A 26,926-nucleotide genomic window follows, 5' to 3' on the forward strand; every position below is an offset into this window, starting at 1 on the left:
CATCACGAACTCTTCTTCTTCTTGCCCTTGCCGTTTGTCGGCTCTGTCGTGGTCGCAGTACAGCTCGGATCGCCGTCCCCGTCAGCGTTCTCTGCGTTGTTGTTGCAGAGCGATCCGCCCGGAGCGTCCTGATCACCATTGCCGTGGCCGTTGTTCTGCCAGTGCTTGCCGGACCCGTCATTGTACCCTTCCAGGATCACCTGCGACGCAAAGCGGGGGCGGGTGAATGAATAGGTCGTGATGTCGAAGCCGTCATTGGCCAGATGAACGAGGGGCTGATACCAATCTCTGCCTTCCACGAGGATCGTCTGGTCGCCAGCCGCAAGGATCGGAAGGCGCGGCGCATAGGTTGACATATCGGCCTGCGTCAACGCCGACCAGTCACCACGGGCCGTAGACCAGACGAGATCGTAGGAACCGCTTCCTTTGCCGTCGAACTGCACCACCGAAATCCGCAGATCGACATCGTCACCCTGGGCCTGCGCAAGGTGGAAAAACAGGTTCCGGGCATTGTCGATATAGGTGTCGTCAAGGATTTCGGTTTCACGCGAGATGATGTCACCGATCGTGTAGTTTGCCTTCTGGTTGATCGCCTGCTGACGCATGACGTCGAAATAGAGCCAGGAGATTGCAAAGATGACGATCAGGGCCGGAAGGATGATGATCGCTTCAAGCGAAGCATCGCCCTTGGTGTCGCGGATGAACCGCGACACGCTTTTCTGAATACGAGCGTTCATTAGTAAGGCTCCTGTACAAAGGCCGAGAAGGACACGATTGCCGCGTAACCTTCGGCGTCTTTAGGCATTGCCGCACCAACAGCACCGGCCGGTGTGATCGGCTTGTACTTGAAGCATGCGCGCAGCAGCATCAGTTCGTTGGGCTGGCCCGGATCGAACTGGCGCAACGGGCGAACGGGTTCTGCGGAGTCGTAGCAGTCTGCGTCCCGCGATGGTTCCGTCCAATCCCGCAGGCTGAGCGGGATCATTTCAAGGCGCAGCATGGTCTCGCACTCCGAGAGGATCGGCGCATTTTCACAGATCATGCCCTTGATCGTGTCGTGATCCATGTTCTCACCGGTTCCAAGACGGACCTCACGGACTGCAAGATCCAACCCGCGCTCAAGCTGCGTGTGGCGGATCGAAAGCGCACCGATTTCCATGCCGGCCACGATCAGGCCAAGGAAAACAGGCAGCCAGATGACGAATGGGATCGTGACAACCGAGCCATTTTCGTCCCGCAGGAAGCTGCGGATTTTGGGAAAAGCAAACCGCATCATTGTGTCAACCTCAGCTGGTTAATGGTTCTGGCAATCGCCTGGAACGCGTCGGAAATTTCCAGACCCTCGACCGGGAAGTAGTGGGACGGGGAGGACGCACAGTCGCGCATCGCGGCCTGGCCTTCGTCGGGCGCTTCGAAGCCGATGGCGAAAACCGTGATGTCGGCATCGCGGGCCTGGCTGCAGATCGTGGACAGACGATCATCGGCCTGAGCGCCGGAGACGATCGGCACGTAAGAGTAATACGCGTTGTAATACTGGTTATACGACACCCAGCCGTCATTGTACGGGCGACGGAAGAACTTGTTGCCGAAGGCGCGTGTGCCCCAGCGAGCAAAGACTTCCGCGTTGCTCATCCGACGGGCGCTGTTGCCGCCGTCAGGCGAGGTCCGGTAGCGGTCGTTCCAGCTGTTATTCTCAAAACGAGACCAGAAATACACGTCGTTGCTTGTTCCGCTTAAGTCGCGCACGCGATGCGAGAACCGATCGTTACTGGCGTTATTGTCACCGCGATCGTCGATCCAGATATCCGACATGCCGCCCTTGTACTCTGGCGCCAGATCGAACTGTGTTGTGTTCATGCCGTCGGTCATAACCACCGCGATCTTGAGAGCGTCAGGTGCGTCATAGGCAGCAGGTCGCCCTGCCGCTTCGGGCACGACATGACCATCCGCGATCAACCCGTCGACCACCGGACGTGCCGAAGGATCAAGCAGGGCGACGCCCCATTTCATCCCGAGGTCGATGGCGGTGTTGCCGCCAGCACTGAGGCTCTGGATATGGGCGACGAGCGCGTCACGATCAGAGCTGTGCGCAACGACCGATCCATAGGTGCCGGTCGGACACCAGGAATCCGGGGTCACCGTGGTGTTTTCATCAAGCGTATAGGGGTCGAAATGCGCCAGACGTTGCAGTGCTTCGGTCGGAGACACAGCCCGCGATGTGAATGCGCTATCCGGGAAGATCGCACAGTTCGACGTGGTGTGCTCGTTTGTCAGCGTGTAGTGCTGCGACACCGTTGGTCCAAGGCTGACCGTCGCGTTGTAGGGAACAATGCTGATCGTTGTCAGGCCGGCATCATCGTTGTTGATGACGGTTTCGACGAATTCAACAGCAGCCGTGCGCAGGTTTTCGATCTTGTCGTTCCAGCCCATCGACCCGGAAATATCGAGGATCAGCGAAATTTCGATATTTGAAATCCGCTCTTCCGCCGCCGCCAAACCAGTCGACTGGAGTGTGTCGAAGCCAAGAAGATGCAGGAAGTTCGAATCGAATGTCCGCTGGGCCTGTGCCGTCACCGTGCGGAAGTTCAGACCCGAATCGACCGTGATGTTCACGTTGGCCATCGCGTCTTCGAGATTCATCTTGGTCAGATAATCCTGAACCAGCAGGGTCGGATCGATCGTTTGCTCAAGATCGGCGGCCGCAAGAACAGCACGGTCCAACGTGTTCTGAAGACGCGTCCGCTCCACTTCGGAGTAGATCATGTCGATCCCGATCCCGCCATACACCAGCATGATGAAAGCACCGGCCATCCCGAAAATGCTCATGTTGCCATCGGTTCCCCGAGCGTAACGGATCACTGTCGAAGCCACGCTGGAGCGCAACAGGGACTTCTTCCGTTTCTCGGCTGGCACCCTTGGCAGAAGGTTGCGTAGTCCGATCATTGTTACCTCTTTCCCGCCCATTCAGAACGGTCTGACACCCCACTTAGATTTTGGAAGATCTGAAGGCGAAACAGGGCGGGAATACGGCTGGAAATATGGAGAAAAAAAGGAGTGTGTTGTTTTTTATGGATAATTCAGGATATACAGGCCTTATTGAAGCCATGTGTGAAACAGTGGGCCACATTTGGGCGTTCCGTTCTCTAAACGTTATCCAGGATAAAGCGTTATAAAGTTAACCAAGCTGTCATAGGCTGTTGAGATAAGACGCCAAATACCTGCAACATCGGGAGCGACAGATGAACACGATACCATCCAATGAGCCGACATTTCGGGAATCAGTTGACCTGATGTTCAATCGTGCAGTTGCACTGATGGACCTCTCGCCCGGCCTCGAAGAAAAGATCCGTGTTTGCAACGCGACCTATACGGTCCGGTTCGGTGTGCGCCTGCGCGGCCAGATCAAGACCTTCACCGGTTACCGTTCGGTGCATTCCGAACATATGGAGCCCGTAAAGGGCGGCATCCGTTACGCACCGAACGTCCATCAGGACGAGGTCGAAGCGCTTGCCGCGCTCATGACCTTCAAATGTGCCCTCGTCGAAGCCCCGTTCGGCGGATCCAAGGGCGGGCTGCGCATCGATCCGCGTGAATACGACGAATACGAGCTTGAGCAGATCACCCGGCGTTTTGCCTATGAGCTGATCAAGCGTGACCTGATCCACCCGGCGCAGAACGTCCCGGCACCGGATATGGGCACGGGTGAGCGCGAAATGTCGTGGATCGCGGACCAGTATGCCCGCATGAATACGACCGACATCAACGCACGCGCCTGCGTGACCGGCAAACCCATCAACAATGGCGGCATCGCCGGTCGTGTCGAAGCGACGGGTCGCGGCGTTCAATACGCGCTGCGGGAATTCTTCCGCCACCCCGAGGACATCAAGGCCGCAAACCTGTCCGGTACGCTCGATGGCAAGCGGGTCATCGTGCAGGGTCTTGGCAATGTCGGCTATCACGCGGCAAAGTTCCTGGGCAATGAGGACGGGTGCAAGATCATCGGCATCATCGAACGCGATGGTGCGCTGTTCAACGAGAACGGAATTGACGTCGGCGCGGTCAAGGATTGGATTTCCAAGCATGACGGTGTCAAAGGCTATCCCGATGCCCGCCACACGGCCGATGGTGCGTTGGTTCTTGAAGCCGATTGCGACATCCTGATCCCTGCAGCCTTGGAAGGGGTCATCAACCTCACCAATGCCGAGCGCATAAAGGCACCGCTGATCATCGAAGCGGCGAACGGTCCGATCACTGCCGGCGCGGACGACATCCTGCGGGAAAAGGGCACCGTCGTGATCCCGGACATGTATGCCAATGCCGGTGGCGTGACCGTGTCGTATTTCGAATGGGTCAAGAACCTCAGCCACATCCGCTTCGGACGCATGCAGCGCCGTCAGGAAGAATCGCGGCACCAGCTTGTCATCGACGAACTGCAGCGGCTTGACGAGATGCTCGGGGACAAATGGTCGATGACCCCGAACTTCAAGGAAAAATACCTGCGGGGCGCGGACGAGCTTGAACTGGTGCGTTCGGGTCTCGATGACACGATGCGAACGGCCTATCAGTCAATGCGCGAAGTGTGGCATTCCCGTGGTGATGTGCATGACCTGCGTACGGCGGCCTATATCGTGTCGATCGGCAAGGTGGCGGCCAGCTACCGCGCCAAGGGTCTCTGACGGATGACAACCGGGCCGGGCTGGGGTAGGTGTGAGCCGAACCCCGCCCGGCCCAACCCACGAGGACAGCCATGCTTCGCACATCGCTTGCCATTCTTGCCCTGACCGTCAGCCTGACGCTTCCAGCCATGGCCCAGGACAAGCAAGCCGAATGCCTCAAGATCGGCCAGATCGCGACCGACATCATGGCTGAACGCAAGAGCGGTGCCAATGACCGGCAGGCTGAACGGCGTGTCCTGCGCAACATCCCGAACATGTCCAAGAACGATGAGGTTCTGGCGGTGAATCTGGTCAGCTGGATTTATTCGCTGCCCGAAGACCAACTGACCCCGGAGGTCAGCAACACGCTCTATCAGACCTGTCTGTCCCAGTAGGCCGCATCACCCGGTTGCGCGTTTCGGTGCGTTGCACCACTGGACTCTGGGCCATCGAAACCCGATATTCGATCAATGAGCCTGCCACCCAATTTTCTGGACGAATTGCGGACCCGCATCAGCCTGACCCAGGTGGTCGGGCGCAAGGTGCTGTGGGACACGCGCAAGTCCAACCAGGGCAAGGGCGACATGTGGGCGCCGTGCCCGTTCCATCAGGAGAAATCGGCCAGTTTCCACGTCGATGACCGCAAGGGCTACTATTATTGTTTTGGCTGCCACGCCAAGGGCGACGCCATCTCCTTTGTGCGCGAAACCGAAAACGTCGGCTTCATGGAAGCGGTCGAGATTCTGGCAACCGAGGCCGGGATGCCGATGCCCGCCCGCGATCCCAAGGCGCAGGAAAAAGCCGACGAACGCACCCAGCTTGTCGAGATCATGGAAAAGGCGGTGCGCTTTTTCCGCCTGCAATTGCGCAGTGGCGCGGGGTCTGATGCGCGCGACTACCTGACGAGGCGTGGCTTGGACGAGGCCACGCAGGACCGGTTCGATATCGGTTTTGCCGCACCGGGCTGGCAGAACCTGTGGGACCATCTGACCGGGCAGGGGATCGCGCCGGACAAGATCATCGAAGGGGGTCTGGCCAAGCCGTCGCAAAAGGGTGGCAAGCCTTATGACACCTTCCGCAACCGCATCATGTTCCCGATCCGCGATGCGCGCGGCAGGGCGATCGCCTTCGGCGGGCGGGCGATGGATCCGGACGACGGTGCCAAGTATCTCAACAGCCCCGAAACGCCGCTCTTCGACAAGAGCCGGACGCTCTACAATCAGGGACCTGCGCGCGAAGCGGCGGGCAAGGGGCAGCCGCTCATTGTGGCCGAAGGTTACATGGACGTGATCGCGCTGGCCTCCGGCGGGTTCGAGGCTGCCGTGGCCCCCTTGGGCACCGCCATTACCGAAAGCCAGTTGCAGATGCTCTGGCGCATCTCGGACGAGCCGGTCATGGCGCTTGATGGTGACAAGGCCGGGCTGAACGCGGCCTACCGTGTGATCGACACGGCGTTGCCGCTGCTGGAGGCGGGAAAATCCCTGCGCTTCGTGCTGCTGCCCGAAGGCAAGGACCCGGATGACCTGATCCGGTCCGACGGACGCGACGCGATGCGGGCGCTGCTCGATACCGCGCAGCCCATGGTGCAACTGCTGTGGCGCCGCGAAACCGAGGGCCGCGTGTTCGACAGCCCAGAGCGCAAGGCTTCACTGGACAAGACGCTGCGGGAAAGGCTCCGCACGATCAAGGACCCGTCGCTGCGCAGCCATTACGGCGAAGACATCAGGCGCCTGCGCTGGGAGCTGTTTCGGGCACCGTCAAAGCCCGGTCGCGCTCCGTACCGTCGCTTCAACTCCAACGCGCCCGCAAAACCGTCAGAAGGCACGCGGGCGTCGATGCTTGTGGCGGGGGGCAAGGATGTCGAACTGCGTCTGCGCGAGGCGGTGATTCTCGCCGCGCTCATTGCGACGCCGGACCTGATCCCGGAGTTCGAATCGCAACTCGAGGACATGTCATGCGTCGAACCGGATCACGCGCTCATCAGGGCGTGCCTCTTGCGCCATGCGGGAGAACCGGGCGACGTAATTCAGGCGGCTGTGGATGCGCAACTTGGCGAACCGGCCCTTGAAAAGCTCTGCCGCGCACGCCATGTCGCCATTACGCCGTGTGTCCGCAACGCGGGTGACCGGGAATTGTCCCGCCTGACAATCGCCGAAGAGCTGGCAAAACTCGAAGCGGGCGTTGGACTTGATGCGGAAATTGCCGAAGCGGCCGAAGATTTGTATGGTTCCGCAGATGAAACGCTGACATGGCGCTTGAGTCAGGCAGCGGCAGCACAGCAAATCGCGCAAAAGGCGCAGTCCGAAGACAAGGCTGAATACGATCTTGGCCCGAACGGGGCCGCGATCAACCGAGAAGAACGCAGCGCATTTGCCGCTTTGATGGAAACCATTCGCTTCGACAAACCCCGGAGTTGACCGTGTTTTGCTAAGGAAAGCGTAAACGAAAAAAGGTAAACGGGTGTGCGAATCACTTATTCGCGCTATTGATTCGGGTCAATCGAATCGCCCCGCCTCGACAGGAGCATCCATGGCCGCCAAAGATAACGACGACGCCAAGACCGAAGACCGCGAGGACGATGTCAGCCTCGACATGAGCCAGGCCGCGGTCAAGAAGATGATCGCCGATGCGCGCGAGCGCGGCTACATCACCTATGACCAGCTGAACGAGGTGTTGCCCCCGGATCAGGTCAGTTCCGACCAGATCGAGGACGTCATGTCGATGCTGTCCGAGATGGGCATTCAGGTCACAGAGGATGACGAGGATTCCGACGAGGACGAGGACAAGGGCACAACCGACCTTGTCCAGACCGCGCGTCCCGGCGAAATCACCCTGTCCTCCGGCACGTCCGAAAAGCTGGACCGGACCGATGATCCCGTCCGCATGTACCTGCGCGAGATGGGCAGCGTCGAACTGCTGAGCCGTGAAGGCGAAATCGCGATTGCGAAACGGATCGAGGCCGGTCGCAACACGATGATCGCCGGGCTGTGCGAAAGCCCGCTGACCTTTCAGGCCATCACCATCTGGCGCGAGGAACTTCTCAGCGAAGACATTCTCCTGCGCGATGTGATCGACCTTGAGACGACCTTCGGCAACCAGATGGGTGATGACGAAGATGTCACGCCCGCTGTCGTGCCCGGAGCCGACGCCTCTTCGGAAAAAGAAAGCGGCGAGACCGAGGAATACGACGCCGACGGCAATCCGATCCGCAGCGAAGACGACGACGACGATGACGAACAGGCGAACATGTCGCTTGCCGCCATGGAAGCCGCGCTCAAGCCGCGCGTGCTCGAAACGCTGGACCGCATCGCCCAGGACTACGAAGAACTGGCCAGCATGCAGGACAACCGCATCTCGGCCACGTTGAACGAGGATGGATCGTTCAGCAAAGGTGACGAAGAGCGGTATCAGAAACTGCGTTCCGAAATCGTTGTGCTGGTGAACGAACTGCACCTGCACAACAACCGGATCGAAGCGCTGATCGACCAGCTTTACGGTATCAACAAGCGCATCATGTCCATCGACAGCGCGATGGTGAAACTGGCCGATCAGGCCCGTATCAACCGCCGCGAATTCGTCGACGCCTATCGGGGGCGCGAGCTTGATCCCAACTGGCTGGACGAGATGGCCGCGAAGGCGGGTCGTGGCTGGCAGATGTTCATCGAACGCTCGCTCGACAAGGCCGAGGAACTGCGCGCCGACATGGCGCAGGTCGGTCAGTATGTCGGTCTGGATATCTCTGAATTCCGTCGCATCGTCGCTCAGGTCCAGAAGGGCGAAAAAGAGGCGCGTCAGGCGAAAAAGGAAATGGTCGAGGCCAACCTGCGCCTCGTGATCTCGATCGCCAAAAAATACACCAACCGCGGATTGCAGTTCCTCGATCTCATTCAGGAAGGCAATATCGGCCTGATGAAGGCCGTCGACAAATTCGAATACCGCCGCGGCTACAAGTTCTCCACCTACGCGACATGGTGGATTCGTCAGGCGATCACGCGGAGTATTGCGGATCAGGCGCGCACCATCCGTATCCCGGTGCACATGATCGAAACGATCAACAAGCTGGTCCGCACCGGTCGTCAGATGCTGCACGAGATCGGTCGCGAACCGACGCCCGAGGAACTGGCCGAAAAGCTCCAGATGCCTCTGGAAAAGGTCCGCAAGGTGATGAAGATTGCCAAGGAACCGATTTCGCTCGAAACGCCCATCGGTGACGAAGAAGACAGCCAACTTGGCGATTTCATCGAGGACAAGAACGCGGTGCTGCCTTTGGACAGCGCCATTCAGGAAAACCTCAAGGAAACTACGACACGGGTCCTGTCATCGCTCACTCCGCGCGAGGAGCGTGTCCTGCGGATGCGTTTCGGCATTGGCATGAACACGGATCATACGCTCGAGGAAGTGGGCCAGCAGTTCAGCGTCACGCGCGAACGGATCCGCCAGATCGAAGCCAAGGCGCTGCGCAAGCTCAAGCACCCGAGCCGGTCGCGCAAGCTGCGGTCGTTCCTGGATCAGTAAGCGATGTCGTTTCTGAAAAAACTCTTCGGCGGAGGCGGCGGTGGGCAATCCACCCCGTCCGCCTCTGCCGAGGCGCATAATGGTTACACGATCCACCCCGATCCCATCAAGGACGGGTCGGTCTGGCGCATCGGCGCGCGGATCGAGAAAGAGATCGATGGCGAGGTGAAATCACATCGCATGGTGCGCGCTGACACGTTGCAGAGCCACGAGGAGGCCGCCAAGGCATCGCTCAACAAGGCGCGCATGCTGGTCGATCAGCAGGGTGATGCAATCTTTCGCTGACATCCGGGAAATACGCTGAACGAAAATCCGCCCTATCGCAGTGTTCCCCGCCCGGAGGCGGGGCACGTGTCAGGTCCGGTCGGCCTGATTGGGGTCGCTGGTCGTTCCGGGACCGGTCTTGGGGTCGGTGTTCTTCTGTTTCTCACCTGACGATTCTTCCGGCACATCCTTGTACTTGTCCCGACCGGGAAGCCCGGTTCGATCCGCCTGATTGGGATCACTGGTTGTGCCGGGTCCGGTTTTGGGGTCTTTGTCGGTCTCTGTCATGTTCGGGTTCCTTATTGCGTCGGCATCAGGAAAATCTCCTGAATATTGGCGCGGGGGTCAGACTGAAGCGCAAAGACAGCCGCCCGCGCGACATCTTCAGGCTGCAGCTTTTCGGGTTTGGAGTCGTCGAAGAACGGCGTGTTGACCATCCCCGGCGCGATCACGCTGCAGCGCCCGCCGAACTCGCGCATCTCTTCGGCGACATTGCCGGCGTAGCCGTGCACGAACCATTTGCTCGCCCCGTAGACCGATCCCTTGATGTGCCGCCGCCCCGCCGCAGAGCCCGTCATCAGAAGATGCCCCTTGGATTTCTTGAGATGAGGCATCGCGGCCTTGGTCGTCCAGAGCAGGCCCATGATGTTCAGTTGGATCATCTGCTGCCATTCCTCCGGATCGCCCTCATCAGTGCCTGCCGCATCCAACCCCCTGCCGGCATTGGCGAAAGCGGCCTCGACCGACCCGAAATGCTCGGCCAGCGTGTTGACCGCCTCGGTCTGGGTTTTGAAATCCGTGGCATCGCCCGGCAGCGCCAGACCGTGTTGACCGAATTCTTCGGAAAGTGCGTTCAGCTTGTCTTCGGATCGCGCGAAAAGGCCGACATGCCAGCCGTTTTCAACGGCAGCGCGCGCGGTTGCTTCACCGATGCCCGTTGATGCACCGGTGATGAAAAGGGTCTTGCGTGGCATGAAGTGTCCTTTGCGTTGATGGCAATCCTCAGACCACCAACGCAAAAGGGGCCTGACCGGGTTCCACCGGTCTGGCAATTCGGCTCAGTTCAGATGTTCGTTGAAGAACGCAATCGTGCGATCCCAGGCCAGTTCTGCCGCCGCTTCGTCGTAACGCGGCGTGCTGTCATTGTGGAACCCGTGGTTCACGCCCGGATAGATATGCGCTGTGTAGGTCTTGCCATGTTCCTGCAACGCGGCCTCGAAGGCGGGCCAGCCCTCGTTGATGCGTTCGTCCAGTTCGGCGTAGTGGATCAACAAGGGAGCCTGGATCTTTGGCACATCTTCGGCGCTGGCCTGACGGCCATAGAACGGCACGGACGCAGAGAGTTCCGGATACGCCACCGCCATCGCGTTGCACACGCCGCCACCATAGCAAAATCCGACGCAGCCGACCTTGCCGGTGGTGTCCGAGTGATCGGCAAGGAATTCGTATGCGGCGAAAAAGTCGTTCATCAGCTTTTCGCCATCGACCGATTGCTGCAATTCGCGCCCTTCGGCATCATTGCCGGGATAGCCGCCAACGCTGCTGAGCCCGTCCGGTGCCAGCGCGATAAAGCCCGCCTTGGCCACGCGACGCGCCACGTCTTCGATATAGGGGTTCAGCCCTCGGTTTTCGTGAACCACAACGACCGCCGCGGCCGTGCCGGTCAGATTGGCGGGTTTCACAAGGTAGCCACGCACCTCGCCATGGCCGTTGGGCGACGGGTAGGTGATGTATTCCGCGATGATGTCCGGATCGTTAAAGCTGACCTGCTCGGCCAGCGCGTAGTTCGGTGACATCATGTTCAGCAGCGCGGCGGCGGTCAGTCCGCCCACCGCGAATTTTCCGGCGCGGTCCAGAAACTCGCGCTTGGTGATCTTTCCATGTGCATAGAAATCGTAAAGCTCGAGCAGCTCCTGATCAAAGTCCTTGGCCGTCATGCGTTTTGTCGGTGTAATCTCGTTCATGTGAATGCTCCCTGTAAGTCCGCGGCCGGATCGTGCAGTGTCCGACTCGGATGATCGGAAGATAGGCCGAGACCACCCTTTGGGTATTGTTCTTTTGTGCAAACGGTTTTTCAGATTCACACGACCGGACCCGGTCTTTACGAGGTCACCTCTGAAGTGGCCGATTGGGTGCGGGGTTCCGGTTTGCTGACACTGTTCATTCAGCACACATCGGCCAGCCTTCTGATCCAGGAAAACGCCGATCCCGAAGTGCAAACCGATCTGACGGCGTTCTTTCACCGGCTTGTGCCGCCGACCACTGATCCCTCGATGTCCTATCTCACGCACACCTACGAAGGCCCCGACGACATGCCCGCCCATATCAAGGCCGCCCTGCTCCCGGTGAGCCTGTCGATCCCGGTCACGGACGGCCGAATGGCGCTCGGTGCCTGGCAGGGCATCTACCTCTTCGAGCACCGGAACGCCCCGCACACCCGGCGTGTCGTGGCGCATCTGGGCTGAACGGGCCCGGTTGTCAGGCCGGAACGCGCCTATCTGATGCAGTCAGACCACCAGTCCTTGCGGGGTGAAATCCGGGCTACCCAAAACTTCGCGGCTCACCTATAGTGGCTGTGGATAAGTGGGGCGAACCCACAGACTGAGGCAGAGACGATTAAGAGGGGAACGGCCGATGCGCTGCCCGTTTTGCGGAAATATCGACACCCAAGTGAAAGACAGCCGTCCCGCAGAGGACCATGTCGCCATACGGCGCAGGCGCTTTTGTCCGGCCTGCGGGGGCCGGTTCACGACCTATGAACGAGTGCAGTTGCGCGATCTCGTGGTGATCAAGTCAAGCGGCAGGCGCGAGGATTTCGACCGCGACAAGCTTGAACGCTCGATCCGCATGGCGATGCAGAAACGCCCCATTGATCCCGAACGGATCGACCAGATGATCTCGGGCATCGTGCGCCGCCTTGAAAGCCTTGGAGAAACCGACATCGCGTCCAAGCAGATCGGCGAGATCGTCATGGAGACACTCGCCCGGATCGACACCGTGGCCTATGTCCGGTTTGCCAGTGTCTACAAGAACTTTCAGGAAGCCGACGATTTCGACAAGTTCGTCAGCGAACTGCGCCCGAACGAAAAAGACAAACCAAAAACCGAAGAGTGATCCTGCCCCATGCGCCCGGATGATGCGCGCCATATGCTCCGGGCGTTGGAACTGGGCCGACGCGGGATGGGCAACACATGGCCCAATCCTGCGGTGGGCTGTGTCATCGTCAAGGAGGGCACCGTGCTTGGCGAAGGCTGGACCAAACCGGGTGGCCGCCCTCATGCCGAAACCGAAGCGCTGGCAGAGGCCGGGGTGCAGGCGCGAGGTGCGACCGCCTATGTCACGCTGGAACCTTGCGCGCATCACGGCCTGACACCGCCCTGCACCGATGCCCTGATCGCCGCCGGGATCGTGCGCGTCGTTGCACCCTTCTCGGACATGGACCCGCGCGTATCCGGCCGGGGGTTTGACCGCCTTCGCACTGCGGGCATCGAGGTGGAAACCGGCCTCTGCGTCGACGAGGCCGAGGATGACCATGCAGGGTTTTTCTGCCGCGTCGCCAACGGTTGCCCTCTGCTGACACTGAAACTGGCGACAAGCCTCGATGGCCGCATCGCCACCGCCAGCGGTGACAGCCAATGGATCACTGGACCTGAAACGCGCGCCTATGTGCACCGCCTGCGGGCCATCCATGACGCGGTGATGGTCGGGGCAGGCACGGTGCGCGCAGATGATCCGCTGTTGACGGTCCGGGGCTTTGATGTTCCACGGCAGCCCGTCCGTATCGTCGTGTCGCGGCGGCTCGATCTGCCGCGCGACGGCAATCTGGCCCGCACGCTGGATCAGGCCCCTGTCTGGCTGTGCCACGGCGAGGACGCGCCCGAGGAAACCCTTCAGGCATGGCAGGCGCTTGGAGCCAAGCTGATCTGCGTGCCGCTGCACGGGCGACAGGTGGACATTGCGGCGTTGATGCAGGCGCTGGGGGCCGAAGGTCTGACCCGTGTGTTCTGCGAAGGCGGCGGAGAACTCGCGGCAAGCCTTCTGGCTGCTGACCTCGTGGAACGGCTCGATCTGCACATGGGCGGTGTCGTGATCGGTGCCGAAGGCCGCCCGGCGCTGGGAGCGCTTGGGCTGGATCGCCTGTCCGAAGCGCCTCGTTTTGCCCTGAAATCAGTCCGGCAAATCGGCGATGATGTGGTGCAAAGCTGGGCCCGTCAGCGCCGCCAGAGCCACGCGTAGCTGGCCATCACGCCCTGCGCCTTGGCCAGCACGCGCAGTCCAATGGCGCGCGTCACATGCCCTGCCGCCAACCGGTCAAGCGCCACCTCGATCGGGCAGGCCTGCCGCGTGACAGGATCGAAATACCGCGGGTAGTCGATCAGCGCGGCATGCACCAACATCTCGAGCGACACAACCTGACCGCGCCGCGCCGGGACCATGCACAGGTCCGTGGTCAACCCCCATCCGGCGTAGAACGGCAAGCCAAGCGTTGTCACCGGAACCTCGCGCAGCAGCGCTTCGAATCCGGTCAGCGACGTCATCGTCCAGACAGCATCGACCTGCGACAACAGGCTGGCCATCGGTGCGTCGGTGACGATCTGATCCGCCCATTCCGTCGCGTCCGGCACCAGACCGGGCCGTAGACCGGTCAACACATCGGGATGGGGTTTGTAGAGGATATACGCCTCGGCATTCGCATCCCGAACCCGTTTCAACAGGGCGGCGTTGGTCGTGACCTCGGGGCTGCCGATCACCACCGACGCGTCATCCTCGACCTGCCCCGGTACAAGCAGCACGGGGCGCGTGTCTGGGAGATCCAACGGCGCAAACTGCGCTCCTGTGGCGTATTTCGTCACCCGCTCCGCGATCACGCGCTGGATGATGCGCCTCGCACGGGCGCGCGCATGATCCGGCAGGTTGGGGCTTTTCGCGATGAGGCTTTCGAGCCGGGACGGGCGCGTCGGATCGAAATAGATGCCCGTGTCATCCAGAACCAGCGAGAGCGGCGGAACAAGCTCTGCCCCAAGCCCTTGAGACCGGATGAACCCGTCCTCGACGCACACCTCACCCTCCTTGGCGGTCCTGCCCCAGGCCATCACCCTGCCACCGCCGGTCAGGCGCGTCTCGCCGAACCGCATTGGTGTCTGGCGGCCGAACATCGCCTGCATATGCGGGCGTTTCCACAAGCGGATGTCGCGCCCGATCCATCCGTGCCGGTCCTCGATCCATGCGCGCTGCGTCGCTTCAAGCGTGCCGATCACGCGCTCCAGATCGCACAGCCGGTCGTGATAGGGATCGTACCATACCGGATAGCGCATCATCGCGCCCGCAAAAAGCTGCGCCCGCGTAAGCCTGCGCTGGCGTCGGATCAGCTGGTGCTCATCCTCGGTCAACCCCCACCCGGCATAGAACGGCGTGCCGAAAACGCGCGGCTTGTGACCGGCCAGAATGGCCTCGAACCCCATCTGCGACGACAGCGTGTAGACGGCGATGGCCCCCTCCAGCAGGTCCATCGGAGCAAACGCGCCGTCGACAAAGGAAATGCGCCCCTGCGCCTGATCCTTGGTGAAATGCCCCGACCGTTTGCCCGCGAGTGTTTCGGGATGTGACCGGATCAGGATGCGCGCGGCGGGATGCTCGGTCTGGGCATAGTACAGCATTTCGGCAAATCGCGCCCGCGCCATGTCGGGCCCCGGCACCGAAGCCAGCACCGAGGCATCGCCTTCGACCTGGTCGATCACCAGCACGTAGCCCGGCGCGGGCAGGGGCAGTTCGGGATCATAGGCGCTGTATTTTGACAGGCGCGCCCTGCAGAACCGCGCCATCAGATCGCGCGCCGTGTGCAATTGCGCCGCGTCGTCCAGCGGATCATCCAGCAGCAGGGTCTCGAGGTCCGACGGGCGGGAGGCGTCGAAATGCAGACCGGTCCGGTCCAGAACAAGACCCAGCGGTGGCTCCCGCTCCACACGGCCGGGGTGCAGGGACCGCAGAAACGCGTCCTCGACCCGCAGCACCGGCGCATCCCGGCCTTCTGCCACGGCAAGTCCGCGCTCTGCGCTGGGGGCAGCCCCCCAGACACCGACCCAGTCGTCGCCCGACTGACGGCCAATCGTCACTGACCACCCGGCGAGGTGCAGGATGCGCTTGATGCGGCCCTGCGTCAGAAAACCGGAATTGTAGACACACAAACGCCGGGAGGTCTCCCCCCCGGCGTTTGCGTGTGATGACGGAGGCTGCATCGCCCCGTTACTCTGTGACCACCCCGCCCGTGGCGACGCTGGTGAGGCTCTGCGCCCCGCCGAGCGTCCCGGTGATCGACGCGATGGTGCGGTTCCACTGAACGATGGGGGCTTCGGTCACGTAGATCGTGTCACGGTCGCGGATCAGGAAATCACGTGCCATGAACAGACCGTTGGGTTCGGTCAGGTCCATCACGTAGATCAACCGCTGCGCACCCACCAGATCGCTCCGGCCCAGAACCGCGTTTGCGATCTCTGCCGGTTCGTTGCGGAACACGAACACGCCGGTCGGGTCTGCGGTGGTGGCACTCAGACCACCCAGCTGGGCCAGCGCCTCGACCAGCGACAGGGTCTGTGTCTGGAAGGTCAAACGAGTCTGCGTGCCCGCCGCACCCAATGCGGTGAAGGACCGTTGATCCGCCTGGACCAGGATGCGGTCGCCATCCCGCAGCGCGATGTCCAGATCGGGACGGTCGTAGAGATCTTCGAACCAGATGGTCTCGCTGTGTCCCCCCCGCGTCAGTGTGATCTGAGCGATATCCGCGGCCTCGCCAACACCACCGGCACTGGCCAGCATTGCGGCCAGCGTGCGTGTCGGGCGGGTGATCGGGTAAACCCCCTGCACCCCGGCAGAGCCGAGGATCGACACGGTTGCCCCGTCACCGGCGGTCCGGCGCACTTCGACCTGAGGATCGGGCGTCTGTTCCTGCAACTTCTCGGTGATCAACCGGCGAATGGCCTCGGGCGTATTGCCCGCCGCCTTGATGCGACCCGCATAGGGCACGAAGATGAATCCGGACCCATCGACCTGAACGCTTTCAAGCGCGGTGGCGTTCGCCGTCGGACCGGCCAGCAGGCCGTCATCCACGTTTTCCCAGACCGTCAGGCCAAGCACGTCGCCCGGACGGATGATGTCGGCGCTTTGAACGCCGGCGTTCTTGAGCTGGTCGGAAAAACCCAGGGCGGGAACAACCGCCGTGGCACGTGTCACCCGGTCATTGACGGCAACCACAAAGGAGTCGCCTTCGCGCTGAACGGAGCCTGCGAAGATCTGGTTTTTCGTCGGGCCAACGCCCGGCAGGCCGCAAGACGCAACCATTGATGCCGACAGCACCACGGCAATGGGCCGAGCCCACCGTAATTTCGAACTGAACACTGCTCGGTCTCCTCGACCAGATATGACTGCCTCGGTTTATATTTTTGAGGTAAGTTACCGGAATACAGTGAGTTTGGCCAGTACTAGGGCTGGTGCGGATCAGCGAACGACACGCAACTGTTGCGCCTCGGTCTCGCGGGGCTCCAATCGCAGGGCATAGGGGTCATCGGGCGACAGCATCCTGTCGACCACCTGCCGCAAGAGTTGGGACCGCCCCTTGGTCGAATAAAACCCACCGGGCACCTGGCTCGTTTCCAGCAGGAATTGCCGGTAGATTGCATAAGCACCCGCATCCGGTGGCATCGGATCCGCAAAGAAATCCGGCAAGGCTTGCTGCGACACCAGTCCCGGCTTGTCGTAAACGCTGATGCCAAAGCTGCGTACCGGCAGTCCGCGCCACAGCGCCTGATGTGCCGAGGTGGAGTTTACCGTGACGGCCGACCGGGCCGCCTGCAGCAGGTAAGCCAGCTTGCCGCCGCGCACGAAATGCACGCGGTCCTGGACGCCATGGGTTCGGGCGCCCTCGCGGATCGTGCGCTCCAGTGGTGCACGGCCGTCCTCGAGCGGATGCGCCTTGAACACAAGCCGGTGATGGGGCGGCGCACCCTTGGCGAACCCGCGGATGGCCATGTCCACGAAATCGGTCTGCGAGGCGAAATCCGAATAAGCCCGGAAATTCGCGTCATGTTCCAACTGCAACAGCACGACGTGAAAGGGCCGCCCACCGGTCCGGATGCGGCGCGTGGTGATCCAGCGTTCGACCATGTGGCGCGGCCGTCGCAACAGCCGCAGAAGCTGCAGACGGAACTCTTCGGAAACGCTCTGATCGCGGTGGGGGCGGTAGTGTGGAAAACTGTGGTTTCGGAACAACACATGCCAATGATACAAGGCGCCATGCACCATGTGCATCCGCAAATCGCCCCATCGATCCGGGGGCAGGGCGGGGACATCCGCCGTCCGGCTCAGCGCGTTGGCCATCTGCTCCAGCGTGATCCGCATCAGCCTGGAATTGCCGTTCGATCCGTCCCGCTCGTAAGTGGCCCAATAGGGGCGCAGATAGCCTTCCTCAAAGATATGGATGGTCAATCCGGCGTCTTTTGCGATCCGGATGGCCTCGGCATGGTGGCGACGCACATCGCCGTAAAGCACCAGATCGGTCGCCGCGGTCTTTGCGATCCATTGGCGCAACTGGTCCGGCCACGCGTGAAGCGGTTCCCGGAACGCCAGAAGGGACGACCGATCCCGCCACCGCGACCCGTCGCCCGCATTGAACGCCACGCGAACGCAGTTGGCCCCGGTTTCGCGCAACCTGTTCGCCAATTCGCTGAAGAACGGGCCATGCGGACCCTGCAGGAACAGGAAACTGCGCTGCGGCGATGTCTGCGGCTTGCCCGTTGTGTTTGTCATGTCACCGCAGTATCCCTCGGACTGCCCTGAGACTAGCATATTGGGCAGCAATCTGAGAATCAAAATCCGCCAGATATGGCGCGGATGACGACAGTGAGGGCAAGATCATGTTCACCGGTATCGTGACCGACATTGGAGACATCCGCAGCCTCGAACGGCGCGGCGACCTGCGGGCCCGCATCGGCACGGGGTATGACACCCACGGCATCGACATCGGCGCGTCCATCGCCTGCAGCGGCGTTTGCCTGACCGTGGTGCAGCTGGGGTCGGATTGGTTCGACGTCGAGATCAGTGCCGAAACGCTGGACAAGACGAATGTCGGCGCTTGGGGTGTTGGTCAGAAGATCAACCTCGAACGCGCGCTCAAGGTCGGGGATGAACTGGGCGGTCATATCGTGTCCGGCCATATCGACGGTTTGGCCACGATCACCGAGATGCGTCCAGAGGGTGACAGCGTCCGCTACACGTTCGACGCCCCCCGCAACCTTGCCCGCTTCATCGCGCCCAAGGGATCAGTCGCGCTGGATGGCACGTCATTGACCGTGAACGAGGTCGAGGGCACGCGCTTTGGCGTCAACATCATCCCGCACACCCAGGAGGTCACGACCTGGGGCGCATCCAAAGTGGGCGACAAGGTCAATCTCGAGATCGACACGCTGGCCCGCTATGTCGCGCGTCTGGCCGAGATGCAGGGCTGACATCCGCGGTGACGCGTTCGCGGTTTCAGTCGACGGAAACACGCCGCCTGTTCATCGCAGCGACAGCCCGACCACCGATCAGCCAGCACACCAGAACACCGCCGCCATAGGCGATGATCAGAAACAGGAACGGCCCCACAAGCGGCGCGCCCTGATAAAGCGCGATCAACAGCGGCGTGCCTGTCAGGTTGCCAAGATTGCCCATCTGCGCCAGCGCCCCGTTCGCCAGGGCGCGCGACGGCGCATCCGCGTTGATCTGCGGAACCACGGCAAAGCCCGCGCTCTGGATCAGGGCCATGCTGGCGAACAGCATCACTACGCTGAGCACGGTGAACCCGGCGAAAAGGATCACCACCGCCACCGCTCCACAGAGCGCAAATCCCAGCGTCACGACAGGTTGCGCCGGATGGCGCGACAGGACCGCGACTCCCACACTCAGCGCAACGGCGATCGACACCAACGGTGCGATGGCCGCCAGCCAGACAGGTGCCGCGCCATCGCTCAAGAGCGGCAGCGCGGTCAGCACCGACACAAAGGTCAGCGTATAACACAGCCAGGCCAGCGCGGGCATGGCGATCCCCGGCGTCGCGTAAGCGGTCAGGTGGCGGCGCAGCACTGAAATTGTGGCCGGAGGCGCGGGTGTGATGACCGGATGGGGTAAAACCAAAAGAATCGCAACACAGGCCACCGCCATCCAGACGCCATGCCCGCCGATCAAAAGCGACAGCCCACCTTGCGCGATCACCCAAGGTGCAATGACGGCCGTCAGCGCAAAGGCCACCCCGAAGAACGTGCTCCAAAGCGTCAGAGCCGCAGGCCGGTAGCGGTCCGGCGTCGCCTCGGCGATCAGGGTGGGGGCTGCCACGACGATCAACAGATGTGACGCGCCCTCCAGCACCCGGCTGAACATCATCACGGGCAAGGCAGGCAGCGTCGCCTGCCAGAGTGACATGGCAGCCCCCAGAGCCAGCGCCGCCACCAACGCCCGACGTGCGCCGATTCGAGACACCACGATCCCGGCCACCAGCCCGAGGATCAGCCCGACAAGGCTGATCAGCGACACTGTCAGCCCAAGGATGGCTTCGCTCTCGCCGGAATAGACCTGCGTCAGGGCGACAAAACTCACCGCCAGTTTTGAGAACTGCCCAGCCGCGCCAAGCCCCGCCAGATAGAGCGTCAGGGTCAACAAAAGCGGATGAGGGGTGCGCATCGGATCAAGCCTTGGGGACATGTGCGGACCATCTGCCATCGGCCCACCACCCGCAATGCGCGATCGGCGTTTTTCTTTGCGCAGCGACGGCATATGTAGAGGGCATGACCGCTTTGCCCGCTTCCCTTCAGACATGGTTCGACACGCGCGGATGGGCCATCCATCTGCACCAGCAAGACATGCTGGACCGCGCCTCTGACCCCTGTCTCCTGCTCATCGCGCCCACCGGTGGCGGCAAGACGCTGGCCGGGTTCCTGCCGACTCTGGTGGATTTGGCCCAGAACCCACGCGACGGGTTGCACACGCTCTATGTCAGCCCCCTCAAGGCGCTGGCTGCCGACATCAAGCGCAACCTGCGCACGCCGATTGACGAGGCCGGGTTGCCGATCCGGGTCGAGGACCGCACCGGCGACACCTCGGCCCACATCAAGAAACGCCAACGCGCCGACCCGCCGCAGATCCTGCTGACAACACCTGAATCGCTCGCCTTGCTCACCAGCTATGAAGACGCGCCGCGCATGTTCAAGGGCGTGCAGCGCGTCGTGGTGGACGAAATTCATGCGCTGGCGGAATCCAAACGCGGCGACCAGTTGATGCTGGCGCTTGCACGGTTGCAGGCCATGTGTCCCGATCTGCGCCGTGTCGGGCTGTCGGCCACGGTGGATGACCCGGCGGCCATTGCGCGGCTTCTGGCGCGCCATCCCGATCCATGCGAGATCATCCTTGCCGATCCGGGGCCGGAGCCGGACATTTCCATGCTGGTGACGGAAGAGGCGCCCCCTTGGTCCGGGGGTGGGGCCAAATATGCGATCCCGGCGGTTCTGGAGCAGGTCAGGCAGCACAAGACAACGCTGATCTTTCACAACACCCGTGCCCAGGCCGAGATCTTCTTTCACAACCTCTGGCTTGCCAACGAGGACTCCTTGCCCATCGGCATCCATCACGGATCGCTCGACCGTCAGCAGCGCGAAAAGGTCGAAGCAGCGATGGTGCGGGGCGATCTGCGGGCGATTGTTTGTACCGGGAGCCTCGATCTCGGCATCGACTGGGGCGATGTGGATCTGGTCATCCAGATCGGCGCGCCGAAGAACGTCAAGCGTCTGGTGCAGCGAATCGGCCGCGCGAACCACCGTTACAACGCGCCGTCAAAGGCGCTTCTGGTGCCGGCCAACCGGTTCGAAGTGGTGGAGTGCGTCGCAGCTTTGGAAGCGGTCAAGGCGCATGATCTGGACGGCGAATGGCGCGGGCGGGGCCCGCGGGACGTGCTCTGCCAGCACATCCTGATCGCCGCCTGCTCCGGCCCGTTCGACGCCAATGCGCTTTTCGCCGAGATGACCGCTGCCGGGGCCTATGCCGATCTGAGCCGCGATGCCTTCGACGCCTGCCTGACTTTCTGCGCCACCGGTGGCTACGCCCTGCGCGCCTATGACCAGTGGCAGCGGCTCAAGCAACTGCCCGACGGTCGTTGGCAATTGCGCGATCCCAGATCCGCTCTGCGCATCCGGCAGAACATCGGCACGATCCAGGACACCGACACGCTCAAGGTGAAATGGCGGGGCCGGGGCGGCGCACCGCTGGGTGAGATCGAGGAAGGCTTTGCCGCGACCCTGACCAAGGGCGACACCTTCCTGATCGGTGGGCAGATCGTGCGCTACGAAGGGCTGCGCGAACTGACCGTCGAAGTGACCCGAGATCCGGGCCGCAAACCCAAGATCGCCACCTTCATGGGCACCAAGTTCGCCACCTCCACCCAGCTGTCGAACCGTATCCTCGGCATGTTCCAGCAGGACGATTGGCCCGACCTGCCGCGCCACACGCGCGACTGGCTGCACATGCAGCGCCGGATCAGCCGCCTGCCCGAACCGGGTCGGCTTCTGATCGAGAGCTTTCCGCATGACGGGCGCGAACAGCTTGTCGCCTACGGGTTTGCCGGGCGCAACGCGATGCAGACGCTGGGGCTCTTGCTGACCAAGCGGATGGAGGAAGAGGGGCTTGCCCCCATGGGGTTTGTCGCCACCGATTACGCGGTGCTGATCTGGGGGCTGGACGCGGTGATCGACCCCGCGCCGCTCTTCGATCTGGCGGCGTTGGAGGCGGGTCTCGAAGGCTGGCTGGCCGGCAACGCGGTGATGAAACGAACCTTCCGCGCATCCGCCACCATCGCGGGGCTGATCGAACGCAACCTGGGCGGCCAACGCAAGACCGGGCGGCAGGCGACCATGTCGTCGGACATCCTTTATGACACGCTCTTGAAATACGATCCCGACCACCTGCTGATGCAGATCACCCGCGAGGAGGCGATGCGCGGGCTGGTGGATTTTGCCCGCATCCGCGACATGGCCGAGCGTGTGGGTGACCGCATCGACCTGTTGCGCCTTGACCGGGTGACACCGCTTGCCGCGCCTCTGTTTCTTGAACCCGGTCGCGTGCCTGTTCGGGGTATGGCGGATGAGCGGCTGCTGGAGGAAGAGATCACGCGCCTGATGGAGGCCAGTGGTCTGGCGCAGGTCGAGGCGGCCCCCAGCAAACCCAAATGGCGCGTGCCCTATTGAGCACGGTGCGTGCAAGCACGTCACCCTACGTAGGCCGGGCTTCAGCCCGGCACCACGTCAGGTCACATCCCGATACGAGATTTCCTTGACGTCCTTGCCGGTCTTGCCGCGCCGCACGATCAGCCGGTTCAGCGCGTGGATATAGGCCTTGGCCGAGGCCACAACCGTATCCGTGTCCGCCGACTGGCCGGTGGCGATCATGCCGTCCTCTTCCAGACGCACGCTGACCGTGGCCTGTGCATCGGTGCCCTCGGTCACCGCGTGCACTTGGTACAGCTGCAACCGCGCCTTGTTCGGGTGCAGCATGCGGATTGCCTTGAAGGTCGCATCGACAGGGCCGTCGCCTTCGCACACGGCCGACATATCCTCGCCGTCTATCTCCATTTCAAGCGTCGCCTCCGCCGGGCCGCCGGTGCCGCAGACCACCTTGAGGTTCACAAGCTGCAACGCATCGTCGCCTTCGGTCGTCGCGGTGACAAGCGCGAGGATATCGTCGTCGAACACCTCTTTCTTGCGGTCAGCCAGATCCTTGAAGCGGACAAAGATGTCCTTGAGCTGGTTGTCGCCCACCTCGGTGCCCAGTTCCCGCAGCTTGGCGCGCAGCGCGGCGCGTCCCGAATGCTTGCCCAAGGGCAGCGACGTACCAGAAAGGCCCACATCCTCGGGGCGCATGATCTCGAAGGTCTCTGCGTTCTTGAGCATCCCGTCCTGATGGATGCCGCTCTCGTGCGCAAAGGCGTTCTTGCCGACGATGGCCTTGTTGAATTGCACCGGAAAGCCCGACACGGTCGCGACGCGGCGCGAAATGTGCATGATCTTCTTGGTGTCGATGCCGGTCGTGTAGGGCATGATATCGCCCCGCACCTTGAGCGCCATCACCACCTCTTCCAGCGCGGTATTGCCCGCACGTTCGCCCAACCCGTTGATCGTGCATTCGATCTGGCGCGCACCGCCCTGCACCGCCGCCAGAGCATTGGCTGTCGCCATGCCAAGGTCGTTGTGGCAATGCGTGGCGAAAATCACCTCATCCGCATCGGGCACGGTCTCGATCAGACGGCGGATCAGATCGGCGCTTTCCACCGGCGCGGTATAGCCCACTGTGTCGGGAATGTTGATCGTGGTGGCCCCTGCCTTGATGGCGATCTCCACCACCCGGCACAGGTAATCCCATTCGGTGCGCGTGGCATCCATCGGGGACCATTGCACGTTGTCACACAGGTTGCGCGCGTGGGTCACGGTCTGCTCGATCCGGTCCGCCATCTCGTCCTGCGTGAGGTTCGGAATGGCGCGGTGCAGAGGCGAGGTGCCGATGAAGGTGTGGATACGCGGCTGTTTGGCGTGTTTGACCGCCTCCCAGCAGCGGTCGATATCGGGCAGCTGCGCGCGAGCCAGCCCGCAGATCACCGCCGACTTTGAGCGCTGCGCGATCTCGCTCACCGCGCGGAAATCGCCTTCGGAGGCAATCGGGAACCCGGCCTCGATGATGTCGACACCCATGTCGTCCAGAAGCTCGGCGATCTCGAGCTTTTCGTCATGGGTCATGGTTGCGCCGGGGGATTGTTCGCCGTCGCGCAAGGTGGTGTCGAAGATGACCACTCGGTCTTTATCTGTCGTCGTCATTGTTCTGATCTTTCTGTCTTGTCCAAATCCGTCGGCGCGAAACGATCATCCTCTGAGCGGTCGCGCCGGGTGCGCCGCGCTCAGAGGCGGATTAGGAGAAGACGGGTGGCCAGCGCAAGAGGCGCGCAAAAGCGCGGCAGGGTTGCGGTATGGGCCAGACGTGTCATGGGCGCGACTATACGTGGCAAATTTCGAAAGAAAAGCCGCTTGAGAAAAAAAGACGCCCCCGGCATCGGGAGCGTCCTGTTCTTCTTAGGTTTGAAAATACCTCGGGGGTTTGGGGGCTGGCCCCCAAGAGTTTCCGTTAACGGCAACTCCACGATGCGTCGCCGCATCGTGCGCCAGGTTCAAAGGTCGGGATAGATCGGAAAGCGCGCGCACATCTCGGCGACTTCGCTGCGCACCTTCTCCTCGACCGCGGCATTGCCATCTTCGCCATTGGCGGCCAGGCCATCGGTCACCTCGATGATCCAGTCCGCGATCTGGCGGAATTCGGCCTCGCCAAAGCCGCGTGTTGTCCCCGCGGGCGTGCCAAGGCGAATGCCCGAGGTCACCATCGGCTTTTCCGGATCGAACGGCACACCGTTCTTGTTGCAGGTGATATGCGCGCGGCCGAGTGCCTTTTCCGTCGCGTTGCCCTTCACACCCTTGGGACGCAGATCGACCAACACAACATGGGTGTCGGTGCCATGGGTCACGGTGTCCAGACCACCCTTGATCAGCTGATCCGACAGCGCCTGCGCGTTGCGGATCACGTTTTGCTGGTAGATCTTGAACTCGGGGCGCAGCGCCTCGCCGAAGGCCACGGCCTTGGCCGCGATCACATGCATCAGCGGGCCGCCCTGGATGCCGGGGAAGATGGCCGAGTTGAACTTCTTCGCCAGCGCCTCGTCATTGGTGAGAATCATGCCGCCGCGCGGACCGCGCAGGGTCTTGTGCGTGGTCGTGGTGGCGACATGCGCATGCGGGAATGGGCTGGGGTGTTCGCCCGCCGCCACCAGACCGGCGAAGTGCGCCATGTCGACATGCAGCCATGCGCCCACGGAATCCGCGATCTCACGCATGCGGGCAAAGTCGATCTGACGCGGAATGGCAGAGCCTCCGGCGATGATCAGCTTGGGCTGGTGCTCGGTCGCCAGTGCCTGAACCTGATCGTAATCCAGCAGGTTGTCCTCTTTGCGGACGCCGTACTGGATCGCGTTGAACCATTTGCCCGACTGGTTGGGCGCAGCACCATGCGTCAGGTGCCCCCCCGCATCGAGGCTCATCCCGAGGATCGTGTCACCCGGCTGCAACAGCGCCGTAAACACACCCTGGTTCGCCTGGCTGCCGGAATTCGGCTGCACATTGGCAAAACCGCAATCGAATAGCTGGCAAGCGCGTTCTATGGCAAGGTTCTCGGCCACGTCGACGAACTGACAGCCGCCGTAATAGCGCCGACCCGGATAGCCTTCGGCGTATTTGTTGGTCATCACCGATCCCTGCGCCTCCATCACGGCGCGGCTGACGATGTTTTCCGAGGCGATCAGCTCGATCTCGTCGCGCTGGCGGCCCAGCTCATCGGTGATCGACTGGAACAGGTCCGGATCGCTGTCGGCCAGCGATTTGGTGAAAAAACCAGAGTCACGGTGCGGGGCGTTCATGGGCAGGCCTCCTTGAAGCGGATGTGGAATAGGCGGTTACGTATAGGAATGGCGGCAAAAGGCAAAGGCGGGAAAGCGACCAGACGCAACAAAGCTGCGCCATGGCTGGCGCTATTGGGGCGATTGTGCTTGTTTCGGGGCCAGACGACCTGGATAGGAACATGCCCCTCATGTCATTGCGCATCGCCTTCGCCGCCAGTTCAGCGCCGATCGCCCAATCGGCCAAGGCGGGGCTGACCCGCCGTTATGGCGATCATGCCGAAGACGGAGCGGACGTGATCGTGGCTTTGGGGGGCGACGGCTTCATGCTGGCGACGCTGCACCGCACGCAGGATCTGGCCGCACCGGTCTACGGGATGAACCGGGGCACGGTCGGGTTCCTCATGAACGAATATTCCGAACACGATCTTGAGGCGCGGCTGCAACAGGCGCAGGAAGAGGTCATCAACCCGCTGTCGATGACCGCCACCACCAAGGACGGATCGACCCAGCGCGCGCTTGCGATCAACGAGGTATCGCTCCTGCGCGCGGGCCCACAGGCAGCGCGGCTGCGGATCAGCGTCGATGGCAAGATGCGGATGCCCGAACTGGTCTGCGACGGCGCACTGCTGGCGACACCGGCAGGGTCCACCGCCTACAATTATTCCGCCCACGGTCCGATCCTGCCCATCGGATCGGATGTGCTGGCGCTGACCGCGATGGCCGCGTTTCGCCCCCGGCGCTGGCGCGGCGCGCTGTTGCCCAAGACCGCCGACGTCACGTTCGAGGTGCTGGACCCCGACAAGCGCCCCGTCATGGCCGAAGCCGATGCCCGCGCGGTGCGCGACGTGGTGCGCGTCGACATCCGGTCCGAACCGGCCATTGCGCACAGGGTGCTGTTCGATCCCGGCCACGGGCTCGAAGAACGGTTGATCCGCGAACAATTCGTCTGACGCCTCGGAAGGCGCGGCCCGGTATCGTCGCAAACCTG

23 protein-coding genes are annotated in these 26,926 nt (G+C 62.1%); 11 read left to right on the plus strand and 12 right to left on the minus strand.

The window, feature by feature from the left end; all coding sequences use genetic code 11:
• Positions 1-2: 2 nt before the first annotated feature.
• The 3 genes from IEV82_RS11900 to IEV82_RS11910 are packed head-to-tail and all read right to left on the minus strand — an operon-like array spanning position 3 to position 2,943.
• A complete protein-coding gene (locus IEV82_RS11900; protein ID WP_188482249.1) occupies positions 3-737 on the minus strand; it encodes a TadE/TadG family type IV pilus assembly protein in 735 nt (244 codons plus the stop codon).
• Positions 737-1,276: a TadE/TadG family type IV pilus assembly protein gene (locus tag IEV82_RS11905; RefSeq protein ID WP_188482250.1), complete on the minus strand. Its 540-nt coding sequence runs from the start codon at positions 1,274-1,276 to the stop codon at positions 737-739. Before IEV82_RS11905 ends, IEV82_RS11900 begins: the two co-directional genes overlap by 1 nt.
• Positions 1,273-2,943 (minus strand): Tad domain-containing protein, encoded by a 1,671-nt coding sequence (locus tag IEV82_RS11910; RefSeq protein ID WP_188482251.1) that lies wholly within the window; start codon positions 2,941-2,943, stop codon positions 1,273-1,275. Before IEV82_RS11910 ends, IEV82_RS11905 begins: the two co-directional genes overlap by 4 nt.
• Positions 2,944-3,239: 296 nt before the next feature.
• On the opposite strand from IEV82_RS11910, the gene IEV82_RS11915 reads away from it, so the two are divergent.
• The 5 genes from IEV82_RS11915 (at position 3,240) to IEV82_RS11935 (ending at position 9,455) form a co-directional block, all read left to right on the plus strand.
• Complete coding sequence (locus IEV82_RS11915; RefSeq protein WP_188482252.1) at positions 3,240-4,676, plus strand: Glu/Leu/Phe/Val family dehydrogenase; 1,437 nt, start codon at positions 3,240-3,242, stop codon at positions 4,674-4,676.
• Positions 4,677-4,747: 71 nt separating this feature from the next.
• Positions 4,748-5,050 carry a hypothetical protein gene (locus IEV82_RS11920; RefSeq protein ID WP_188482253.1) on the plus strand — a complete coding sequence of 101 codons (303 nt, stop codon included), beginning with the start codon at positions 4,748-4,750 and terminating at the stop codon, positions 5,048-5,050.
• A gap of 75 nt (positions 5,051-5,125) precedes the next feature.
• Positions 5,126-7,072, plus strand: coding sequence for a DNA primase (dnaG, locus tag IEV82_RS11925; protein WP_188482254.1), 1,947 nt, complete (start codon positions 5,126-5,128; stop codon positions 7,070-7,072).
• Positions 7,073-7,184: 112 nt separating this feature from the next.
• Complete coding sequence (gene rpoD / locus IEV82_RS11930; protein WP_188482255.1) at positions 7,185-9,170, plus strand: RNA polymerase sigma factor RpoD; 1,986 nt, start codon at positions 7,185-7,187, stop codon at positions 9,168-9,170.
• Between the two features lie 3 nt (positions 9,171-9,173).
• Complete coding sequence (locus tag IEV82_RS11935; protein WP_188482256.1) at positions 9,174-9,455, plus strand: HlyU family transcriptional regulator; 282 nt, start codon at positions 9,174-9,176, stop codon at positions 9,453-9,455.
• 69 nt (positions 9,456-9,524) lie between these two features.
• Here the strand turns inward: IEV82_RS11935 and IEV82_RS11940 are convergent, their stop codons facing one another.
• The 3 genes from IEV82_RS11940 to yghX all read right to left on the minus strand — a co-directional run bounded on the left by IEV82_RS11940 (position 9,525) and on the right by yghX (position 11,398).
• Complete coding sequence (locus tag IEV82_RS11940; RefSeq protein ID WP_188482257.1) at positions 9,525-9,722, minus strand: hypothetical protein; 198 nt, start codon at positions 9,720-9,722, stop codon at positions 9,525-9,527.
• A gap of 11 nt (positions 9,723-9,733) precedes the next feature.
• Complete coding sequence (locus IEV82_RS11945; protein WP_188482258.1) at positions 9,734-10,408, minus strand: SDR family oxidoreductase; 675 nt, start codon at positions 10,406-10,408, stop codon at positions 9,734-9,736.
• A gap of 84 nt (positions 10,409-10,492) precedes the next feature.
• Entirely contained in the window at positions 10,493-11,398 is a 906-nt protein-coding gene (gene yghX / locus IEV82_RS11950; protein WP_188482259.1) for a YghX family hydrolase, read from the minus strand.
• A 96-nt stretch (positions 11,399-11,494) separates the two neighbouring features.
• On the opposite strand from yghX, the gene IEV82_RS11955 reads away from it, so the two are divergent.
• The 3 genes from IEV82_RS11955 to ribD all read left to right on the plus strand — a co-directional run bounded on the left by IEV82_RS11955 (position 11,495) and on the right by ribD (position 13,670).
• Complete coding sequence (locus tag IEV82_RS11955) at positions 11,495-11,899, plus strand: secondary thiamine-phosphate synthase enzyme YjbQ (RefSeq protein ID WP_188482260.1); 405 nt, start codon at positions 11,495-11,497, stop codon at positions 11,897-11,899.
• A 169-nt stretch (positions 11,900-12,068) separates the two neighbouring features.
• A complete protein-coding gene (gene nrdR, locus IEV82_RS11960; RefSeq protein ID WP_188482261.1) occupies positions 12,069-12,548 on the plus strand; it encodes a transcriptional regulator NrdR in 480 nt (159 codons plus the stop codon).
• Between the two features lie 9 nt (positions 12,549-12,557).
• Positions 12,558-13,670 (plus strand): bifunctional diaminohydroxyphosphoribosylaminopyrimidine deaminase/5-amino-6-(5-phosphoribosylamino)uracil reductase RibD, encoded by a 1,113-nt coding sequence (gene ribD, locus IEV82_RS11965; RefSeq protein ID WP_188482262.1) that lies wholly within the window; start codon positions 12,558-12,560, stop codon positions 13,668-13,670.
• Here the strand turns inward: ribD and IEV82_RS11970 are convergent.
• The 3 genes from IEV82_RS11970 to IEV82_RS11980 all read right to left on the minus strand — a co-directional run bounded on the left by IEV82_RS11970 (position 13,646) and on the right by IEV82_RS11980 (position 18,233).
• Positions 13,646-15,670, minus strand: coding sequence for a capsule polysaccharide biogenesis protein (locus tag IEV82_RS11970; protein ID WP_188482263.1), 2,025 nt, complete (start codon positions 15,668-15,670; stop codon positions 13,646-13,648). The genes ribD and IEV82_RS11970 overlap by 25 nt on opposite strands.
• A 7-nt stretch (positions 15,671-15,677) precedes the next feature.
• A complete protein-coding gene (locus IEV82_RS11975; protein WP_188482264.1) occupies positions 15,678-16,769 on the minus strand; it encodes a polysaccharide biosynthesis/export family protein in 1,092 nt (363 codons plus the stop codon).
• Between the two features lie 156 nt (positions 16,770-16,925).
• Entirely contained in the window at positions 16,926-18,233 is a 1,308-nt protein-coding gene (locus tag IEV82_RS11980) for a capsule polysaccharide biogenesis protein (RefSeq protein ID WP_188482265.1), read from the minus strand.
• Between the two features lie 107 nt (positions 18,234-18,340).
• On the opposite strand from IEV82_RS11980, the gene IEV82_RS11985 reads away from it, so the two are divergent.
• Positions 18,341-18,931 (plus strand): riboflavin synthase, encoded by a 591-nt coding sequence (locus tag IEV82_RS11985; protein ID WP_188482266.1) that lies wholly within the window; start codon positions 18,341-18,343, stop codon positions 18,929-18,931.
• Between the two features lie 25 nt (positions 18,932-18,956).
• On the opposite strand, the gene IEV82_RS11990 is transcribed toward IEV82_RS11985, so the two are convergent.
• The gene (locus IEV82_RS11990; protein ID WP_188482267.1) at positions 18,957-20,180 is read right to left on the minus strand and encodes an MFS transporter; all 1,224 of its coding nucleotides are present in this window, start codon (positions 20,178-20,180) and stop codon (positions 18,957-18,959) included.
• A gap of 65 nt (positions 20,181-20,245) precedes the next feature.
• Between IEV82_RS11990 and IEV82_RS11995 the strand changes: the two genes are divergently transcribed.
• Positions 20,246-22,693, plus strand: coding sequence for a ligase-associated DNA damage response DEXH box helicase (locus IEV82_RS11995; protein WP_188482268.1), 2,448 nt, complete (start codon positions 20,246-20,248; stop codon positions 22,691-22,693).
• Positions 22,694-22,750: 57 nt separating this feature from the next.
• Here IEV82_RS11995 and IEV82_RS12000 read toward each other — a convergent pair whose 3' ends face one another.
• Together IEV82_RS12000 and glyA are read right to left on the minus strand one after the other, a co-directional pair.
• Entirely contained in the window at positions 22,751-24,313 is a 1,563-nt protein-coding gene (locus IEV82_RS12000) for a 2-isopropylmalate synthase (RefSeq protein WP_188482269.1), read from the minus strand.
• Between the two features lie 347 nt (positions 24,314-24,660).
• A complete protein-coding gene (gene glyA / locus IEV82_RS12005) occupies positions 24,661-25,956 on the minus strand; it encodes a serine hydroxymethyltransferase (RefSeq protein WP_188482270.1) in 1,296 nt (431 codons plus the stop codon).
• A gap of 170 nt (positions 25,957-26,126) precedes the next feature.
• Here glyA and IEV82_RS12010 point away from each other — a divergent pair, with 170 nt between their 5' ends.
• Positions 26,127-26,888 carry an NAD kinase gene (locus IEV82_RS12010; protein WP_188482372.1) on the plus strand — a complete coding sequence of 254 codons (762 nt, stop codon included), beginning with the start codon at positions 26,127-26,129 and terminating at the stop codon, positions 26,886-26,888.
• The last annotated feature ends 38 nt before the right edge of the window (positions 26,889-26,926 follow it).

This window comes from Marivita lacus (assembly GCF_014637725.1).
GTDB lineage: Bacteria > Pseudomonadota > Alphaproteobacteria > Rhodobacterales > Rhodobacteraceae > Marivita > Marivita lacus.